The sequence below is a fragment of the Acetobacter indonesiensis genome (assembly GCF_000963945.1).
Lineage (GTDB): Bacteria > Pseudomonadota > Alphaproteobacteria > Acetobacterales > Acetobacteraceae > Acetobacter > Acetobacter indonesiensis.
Genome location: NZ_BAMW01000010.1, coordinates 1 through 5,184, shown reverse-complemented (window position 1 = coordinate 5,184; position 5,184 = coordinate 1). Strand labels below are relative to the sequence as shown.

Genomic DNA, 5,184 nt, shown 5'->3' with positions numbered 1-5,184 from the left:
GTTTGCCGGTCTCAGGGGCGCGTCGTATTCCTGACTGCTCGCAATGCCGGGCAGGTAAGGGCTGCCAGCGTGTAGCCGTGCGGCTTTACCAGTGCCTCAGCCCGGTTGCGTGCCGCGGCCTGCTCTCCAGCGTCGCCCCGCTCAGCCAGCGCCCATATTTTCGCTAGACGGTCGAGATTGAGTTTGTTCTTATGCTGTCCGGCCATCATGTGCCTTCAGTATGATGGAGGCTGGAGCAGTGTTGCCATGGTCTCCCGTTACGCCAAGCTGATGCCGGATGTGTATCGGGATGAAATCATCCGATGGTGGCGAGAAGGGCCGGAGGGACTGGAATGGCCGGAAGGTGAGCCGAGCCCGTCAGGTTGGGTGAGTGTTCAAAATGAACAGGCAGCCAGTTCCCCTCCGCAGGAAGATAAGACCTTGTTGCTGGCTCGTGCATTGCTGGTGGCGCAGGAGATTATTGAACGGCAGTACGAGAAAATCATATCTCTTGAGCGGGCGCAGAAATAGAATTGTGACTGCCTAACTGCGCCTTTATGTGCTGGTGTTCAGCATTGAGACGCGCATCGTCCGAATCACTAGCCTGCGTAAGGCGAACAAACAGGAGGCAAAGCTCTATGCCGCGCAAACCTGACTTTATCATGCCGACAGACGAGGAGGATGCCCGTATCAATCAGGGGATTGCTCTGGACGCAGACAGCCCTGAACTGACCGAGGCCGACTTTCAAAGGGCCGAGCCTGCTTCCGCTATCGTGCCTGATCTTGCTTCTCAGCGGCGGGTGCGCTCCATAGAAAGCCCTGACGAAGAAGCTGGTTTCTATCCGGCTTGACCCTGATCCGGCTGACCGTCTGAAGCAGGACGGTCTGGGCTGGCAGGGGCGTATGAATGACATGCTGCGTGAGGCTGTGGGGCTATAAGAAGAGCCACGGCCTGCGGTCATGAGTGGAGGCTCATATCCCTGAGCCGCGTGATACGAAGATGGGGGATAGAGGGTGAACGCTAGGATCTACGCCTCAACCTGAGCCAGCGCATCCTGCACCAGTCGATTGAGGCTGACCCCGCGGGCTGCGGCAATCTCTGCAGCACGAGCATGGATCTCTTCAGGAAGTCGGACTACAAAGCGGCCAGAATAGTGCTTGACCGGATCAATGCCTTTTTCAGCGCACATCTCAAGAAAGACACGGAGGGAGGCTTCGCCTTCCTGCTGCAGGCCGCTCACGCTATCTGCATAGAAATCAGCCCCTCCGTTCAGTCCCAGAAATTCCCCCCGGAACATGCCGATTTCAGGATCAAACTGTATGACAGCCCGATGGCCGCCAATTTCCATCATGTTATTCATGGTGTCACTCCATTCTGTTCAAGCCATTTTCTGACAGAAGCTACGGCTCCTTTGTCGGTGTCTGGTTTAGGATGAGGTCGGTGGAAAACCTTGATCTCTTCAAACAAGAATACCCCGATGCGTGAGCCTTCACGCTCTGACACCTCCGCGCCCAGAGAAACGAAAAGAGCTTCAATGTCTGGCCAGGGCACGTTGCCTGAGACGGGACGTTTGAAGATTAACTCCAGCGTTCGGCGGTACTTGGCTTTTATGGTATATTGATACTATATTTTAGTATCAATATCAAGCTTGATCGGCATAACCGTTCAAAGGAGGCAATGCTACCCACTACTTTTTCAGAAAAGACCGTTCCTATTAAACATGCAGGTCGAGAGGACTCAAAATGGGAAAAGAAAGCTCTAAGGCGCTTCCGACTGACAGGCTATGGACCTGCCGGGATTTAGCGCATTATTTGAACTACCAAGAAGCTACGGTCCAGAAGCTCTCCAGCACAGCGCCTGAAAGACTGCCGCCTCGGGTTGCCAAACTTGGCCGGCCTCGCTGGCATCCAGAAATTGTCTATAAGTGGGTCATTGAAAATTCCAACCTCTCCCGACAGCGCCTTGGGCGCCCAAGACAGGTTAGGCAATTTCAGTAATGCTTAGTATTGCAAGAGGCGGAGAGGTAGAAAACAGCTTTCCTTGGGCATCTTCACTTCATGAACTACAAATCAATTCTTCTTCTGGTGTTCTATGTGCTAGCTGCTTTTCTGTTTCAATTCTCAAAGCGACTTCTGTTTGGTAGAGTCGGCCATGCTTTTCTATATGCTCTCGGTACCTTGCATCTGTCTCACGCATGATTTCTTGACGTATGCGGTCTCTGTCCCCCAGCATTTGTAGCCGCCACTGCTCCAAATCCTGTTGCCACTTTAACAACTCAGCTGCTGCGGTTTTGACCCTCTGCATGTCCTCACCAAGCTTTACGTCCGCTGCTCTGCTGCAGTTCCGAACGATCTTTTCCTTATGCCACTCTGCCCGCGTCATTCTGCGCCGGGAGAAGCCAAATCGGCGGATGCCAAGGGCGGCACAGACTTCAAGCCAATAAGTATCCTGCAGGTCGCGCATGGCCGCCCGGTAAGCGGCGTCCCCGGCCCGATTGGTGGCTCCGTGCTGAAGAGCTGTATCCTTTGCCAGAGCACCCGGATGTAACCGCCGTGCACGCATGGCAGGATCATCAGGCAGGACGTATGCGTGCAGATGTGGGTGGCTCTCGTCAGTATGCCGAATGACAGACGCCAACTGGGGGCCATAGCGCGTCTGAAGCCATTTCAAGGTGTCTCGCTCCCAGCCCTCATAATCCCTCCCTTTCCGATGGAAGGAGGCTACCAACGTCAGAAGCGTGTGCTGGTCCTGCCGGATGGCGCGCAAGCCAGTAGAGGTCTGGATACGGATAGAGGCAGCCCGTTGATCATGCTTAGAACGCACTTCCGAAGGATGGGCACCGTGCAGGACAGCGGGTGGGCGGGGTTGTGTAACATGGTAGCAGGCCCATGGCTCGCGGGCGGCTTCAGCGAGAACAAAGGCGACAGACCCGCCCCTGTTTATCAGGCTTGCGGGCGTAGGTTTCGAGGTGGATGAATTGCGGGTTCATGTCTAATTTTGTGTCCGACTGTCATGCAAGGCACCAGCGAATAGCTAACGACTGTGTGCGAATTTCAAATATGCAAATCTGAAGCTTAACCATTAATCTGAAAGCCTTATTAACCGACTAAGGCTTCTTGTCGGTCGATATCGTTCTTGAGACTATGCCTGCCTAGCTTGAAAGATATGCAGGTTGGGAGAAAAAGCACATTGAAGCTATTATGAATTAAAACAGGCGATCAATTAAATTGAAGAGAGAACTTCCGAGTGAGCGAATTGGACACTTATCTAACGCTTGACGGCCAAGCATTCATTGCGCCCCAGTATTCTATTTGGCTTGATGCGCGTCGTAAGGCTGATTGGTCGTGCCCAGATTATGTTGTGCTGGACTTTCGCCACAAGCATGTTGTGGTGGTTGAAGAAACTAAAGCGTTTCGACCGGAAAAACTGATAGGCAAAGTTATTGGGCGCGGCGAGCAGTGGTATAGTCGTCTTTCGGCGTTTTTGGTTCGGCAGAACGTAGTGTCAGAGGATTGGCATATACGCTGCTTGCTGGTGATGCGTTCTGATATAATTGAGAAATATAAGTCGCAGCTAAAAGACCAGTTGGATGTCTCTTTTCTAACACTCGAAGACTGTTCTTTTCCATGGAAGTTTCATGATCGTCGAATGCAAGAGGGGATACAAGGGAATGAGAGTGTGAGTGCCAAGACAGTTGGAGAGTGGGCTTCAAATTCTGAATATTAATTTTCTTAATATTCGATGACGTGTCAGCGAATTAGTCTGGGCGGGCGGAGTGTAAATGGTGAGCGCCTGAAGCGTAATAGTGGAGGTCTATGAGTTTTTATATGAAACCATCACCCACGCACGGAGGGCCTCAACCCGCTCAATTTGGGCAGGGCTTGGCGTGCGGGGGATGCGTCTCTTGTGAGGGATGCAGGAATCCCTGCATCGTTAATGCCCTTGCGACGGGTATTTTCATGCTGCAGGTTCAGACGCTCGGCTATTCCTTGGCACTGGCCGCACGTCATTTACGACAACCCCAAGTTAGCCTGTCTTGCGAGCATTCGCTGGTTTCGATCAAAGGTTGTTTTTACGGCCTTTGCCACGTCATGTGGGTCGCTGGCGTTCGTGGTAACATTCAGATGCGTGTCGCCAAACGTGTTGTTCACTGTATGGTTTTCATCGCCCATAGAAACCTTCTGACTTGCTGCATCAACGGCCCGTGAAATGCTGGTGATATAATCAAGCGTCTCTAGCGGGACGTGAGACTGCTAGCCCTGTCCAAATGCCTGCTGGGCTTTCTTAAGGTTGCCGCCTCCCCAGTTATATTCTGCCAAGGAGGATGCGAGGGAGCCTTGGTAATGTTGCATATCGCTATGCATTCGCTTTGCGGCGTATTCGGCGGCCTGCTCGCAATTGTTTGGATCAACCCCGGCAGCCGCAGCCCACGTCAGGCATAATCTGGAAATCACCCAGAACCCCGGCCTTTGATGGCACAGCGTTCAAGCCTCGGCTACTTTCTTGCGCCCACATGCCATCCAAAAGCCCATTTGGGAGGCCATATTGCTTTTCAAGGCGGCCAAGGAACGCTTGCTTGGCCTTCATGTCCGGCGTCAGCCGTTGCCCCAAACCTCTGGCGTTGCCGCGAAAGGTGGTTGGATGTTCATCATTGAAGGCCAGAGCCTTACGCTCCAGCGAGTGAAACGCATCCCCTGCCGTATCAGCCGCAGCGGCCACGCCGTCGCCCATCTTGGACGCACCGGACTGAACGCGCTTGAACGCCCCTTCGGCCTACTTCTGCCCCTTAACAACGGCTTTCGCGTCCAGACCCAACTGAACGATAAGGGGGTCGATTACTGTTGCCATGATTTATTATCCTTGCCGATCTGCTCCATAGCGTGGTGCTGGATATGCTTCTCAGCCTGCACCATTTTTGCATCCGTGAAGGTCCGGCCATTGTCGAAGCGCGGGCGACCTCTGGCCCTCAGCAGGCCGGGAATGGCGATGCGGTAAACTGTTGGTTCAGGCTGAGTGTTTCCCATACCAGATAATAGTACAGGCGAGGCTTTCGGTACAACGAAAAGCAGCTAATTTCTTGTCTAAAGAACCAGATAAAACCAGTGATTGGATGTTGAAAAACGTTGAAACGGAATGACTGAAAAAAACTGAAATCGCCACATTATTTCATACGCGCAAAAATGGCCGTTTTCTGCGGCTTTAAT

11 protein-coding genes are annotated in these 5,184 nt (G+C 52.9%); 5 read left to right on the top strand and 6 right to left on the bottom strand.

The window, feature by feature from the left end:
• Positions 1-11: 11 nt before the first annotated feature.
• Positions 12-209, bottom strand: a complete 198-nt coding sequence (locus Abin_RS04300) for a hypothetical protein (RefSeq protein ID WP_086660163.1) — start codon at positions 207-209, stop codon at positions 12-14.
• Between the two features lie 37 nt (positions 210-246).
• On the opposite strand from Abin_RS04300, the gene Abin_RS04295 reads away from it, so the two are divergent.
• The 3 genes from Abin_RS04295 to Abin_RS16150 all read left to right on the top strand — a co-directional run bounded on the left by Abin_RS04295 (position 247) and on the right by Abin_RS16150 (position 918).
• Positions 247-510 carry a hypothetical protein gene (locus tag Abin_RS04295; RefSeq protein WP_143217229.1) on the top strand — a complete coding sequence of 88 codons (264 nt, stop codon included), beginning with the start codon at positions 247-249 and terminating at the stop codon, positions 508-510.
• Between the two features lie 107 nt (positions 511-617).
• Positions 618-830: a hypothetical protein gene (locus Abin_RS15600; RefSeq protein WP_218026294.1), complete on the top strand. Its 213-nt coding sequence runs from the start codon at positions 618-620 to the stop codon at positions 828-830.
• The gene (locus Abin_RS16150; RefSeq protein WP_218026295.1) at positions 799-918 is read left to right on the top strand and encodes a BrnA antitoxin family protein; all 120 of its coding nucleotides are present in this window, start codon (positions 799-801) and stop codon (positions 916-918) included. The genes Abin_RS15600 and Abin_RS16150 overlap by 32 nt, the downstream gene beginning before the upstream one ends.
• A gap of 89 nt (positions 919-1,007) precedes the next feature.
• Here Abin_RS16150 and Abin_RS04285 read toward each other — a convergent pair whose 3' ends face one another.
• The 3 genes from Abin_RS04285 to Abin_RS04275 form a co-directional block, all read right to left on the bottom strand.
• A complete protein-coding gene (locus Abin_RS04285) occupies positions 1,008-1,340 on the bottom strand; it encodes a type II toxin-antitoxin system HicB family antitoxin (RefSeq protein WP_048845137.1) in 333 nt (110 codons plus the stop codon).
• A complete protein-coding gene (locus Abin_RS04280) occupies positions 1,337-1,591 on the bottom strand; it encodes a type II toxin-antitoxin system HicA family toxin (RefSeq protein WP_048845136.1) in 255 nt (84 codons plus the stop codon). Before Abin_RS04280 ends, Abin_RS04285 begins: the two co-directional genes overlap by 4 nt.
• Positions 1,592-2,035: 444 nt before the next feature.
• The gene (locus Abin_RS04275) at positions 2,036-2,443 is read right to left on the bottom strand and encodes a hypothetical protein (RefSeq protein WP_143217230.1); all 408 of its coding nucleotides are present in this window, start codon (positions 2,441-2,443) and stop codon (positions 2,036-2,038) included.
• A gap of 783 nt (positions 2,444-3,226) precedes the next feature.
• Here Abin_RS04275 and Abin_RS04270 point away from each other — a divergent pair.
• Both Abin_RS04270 and Abin_RS04265 read left to right on the top strand, forming a co-directional pair.
• The gene (locus tag Abin_RS04270) at positions 3,227-3,706 is read left to right on the top strand and encodes a hypothetical protein (RefSeq protein ID WP_048845133.1); all 480 of its coding nucleotides are present in this window, start codon (positions 3,227-3,229) and stop codon (positions 3,704-3,706) included.
• A 233-nt stretch (positions 3,707-3,939) separates the two neighbouring features.
• On the top strand, positions 3,940-4,188 hold the full coding sequence (locus Abin_RS04265; protein ID WP_146867747.1) for a hypothetical protein: 249 nt from the start codon (positions 3,940-3,942) through the stop codon (positions 4,186-4,188).
• Positions 4,189-4,387: 199 nt separating this feature from the next.
• On the opposite strand, the gene Abin_RS04260 is transcribed toward Abin_RS04265, so the two are convergent.
• Positions 4,388-4,711: a lysozyme family protein gene (locus tag Abin_RS04260; protein WP_048845132.1), complete on the bottom strand. Its 324-nt coding sequence runs from the start codon at positions 4,709-4,711 to the stop codon at positions 4,388-4,390.
• Positions 4,712-4,815: 104 nt separating this feature from the next.
• Entirely contained in the window at positions 4,816-5,004 is a 189-nt protein-coding gene (locus Abin_RS04255; protein WP_146867746.1) for a RusA family crossover junction endodeoxyribonuclease, read from the bottom strand.
• Positions 5,005-5,184 lie beyond the last annotated feature (180 nt).

What these genes read in the sequence shown, in the direction of transcription:
- Abin_RS15600 (WP_218026294.1), top strand. Translation starts at nt 618, where the DNA reads ATGCCGCGCAAACCTGACTTTATCATGCCGACAGACGAGGAGGATGCC.
- Abin_RS04300 (WP_086660163.1), bottom strand. Translation starts at nt 209, where the DNA reads ATGATGGCCGGACAGCATAAGAACAAACTCAATCTCGACCGTCTAGCG.
- Abin_RS04285 (WP_048845137.1), bottom strand. Translation starts at nt 1,340, where the DNA reads ATGAATAACATGATGGAAATTGGCGGCCATCGGGCTGTCATACAGTTT.
- Abin_RS04295 (WP_143217229.1), top strand. Translation starts at nt 247, where the DNA reads ATGGTCTCCCGTTACGCCAAGCTGATGCCGGATGTGTATCGGGATGAA.
- Abin_RS04275 (WP_143217230.1), bottom strand. Translation starts at nt 2,443, where the DNA reads ATGCGCGACCTGCAGGATACTTATTGGCTTGAAGTCTGTGCCGCCCTT.
- Abin_RS04255 (WP_146867746.1), bottom strand. Translation starts at nt 5,004, where the DNA reads ATGGGAAACACTCAGCCTGAACCAACAGTTTACCGCATCGCCATTCCC.
- Abin_RS04260 (WP_048845132.1), bottom strand. Translation starts at nt 4,711, where the DNA reads ATGGGCGACGGCGTGGCCGCTGCGGCTGATACGGCAGGGGATGCGTTT.
- Abin_RS04265 (WP_146867747.1), top strand. Translation starts at nt 3,940, where the DNA reads ATGCTGCAGGTTCAGACGCTCGGCTATTCCTTGGCACTGGCCGCACGT.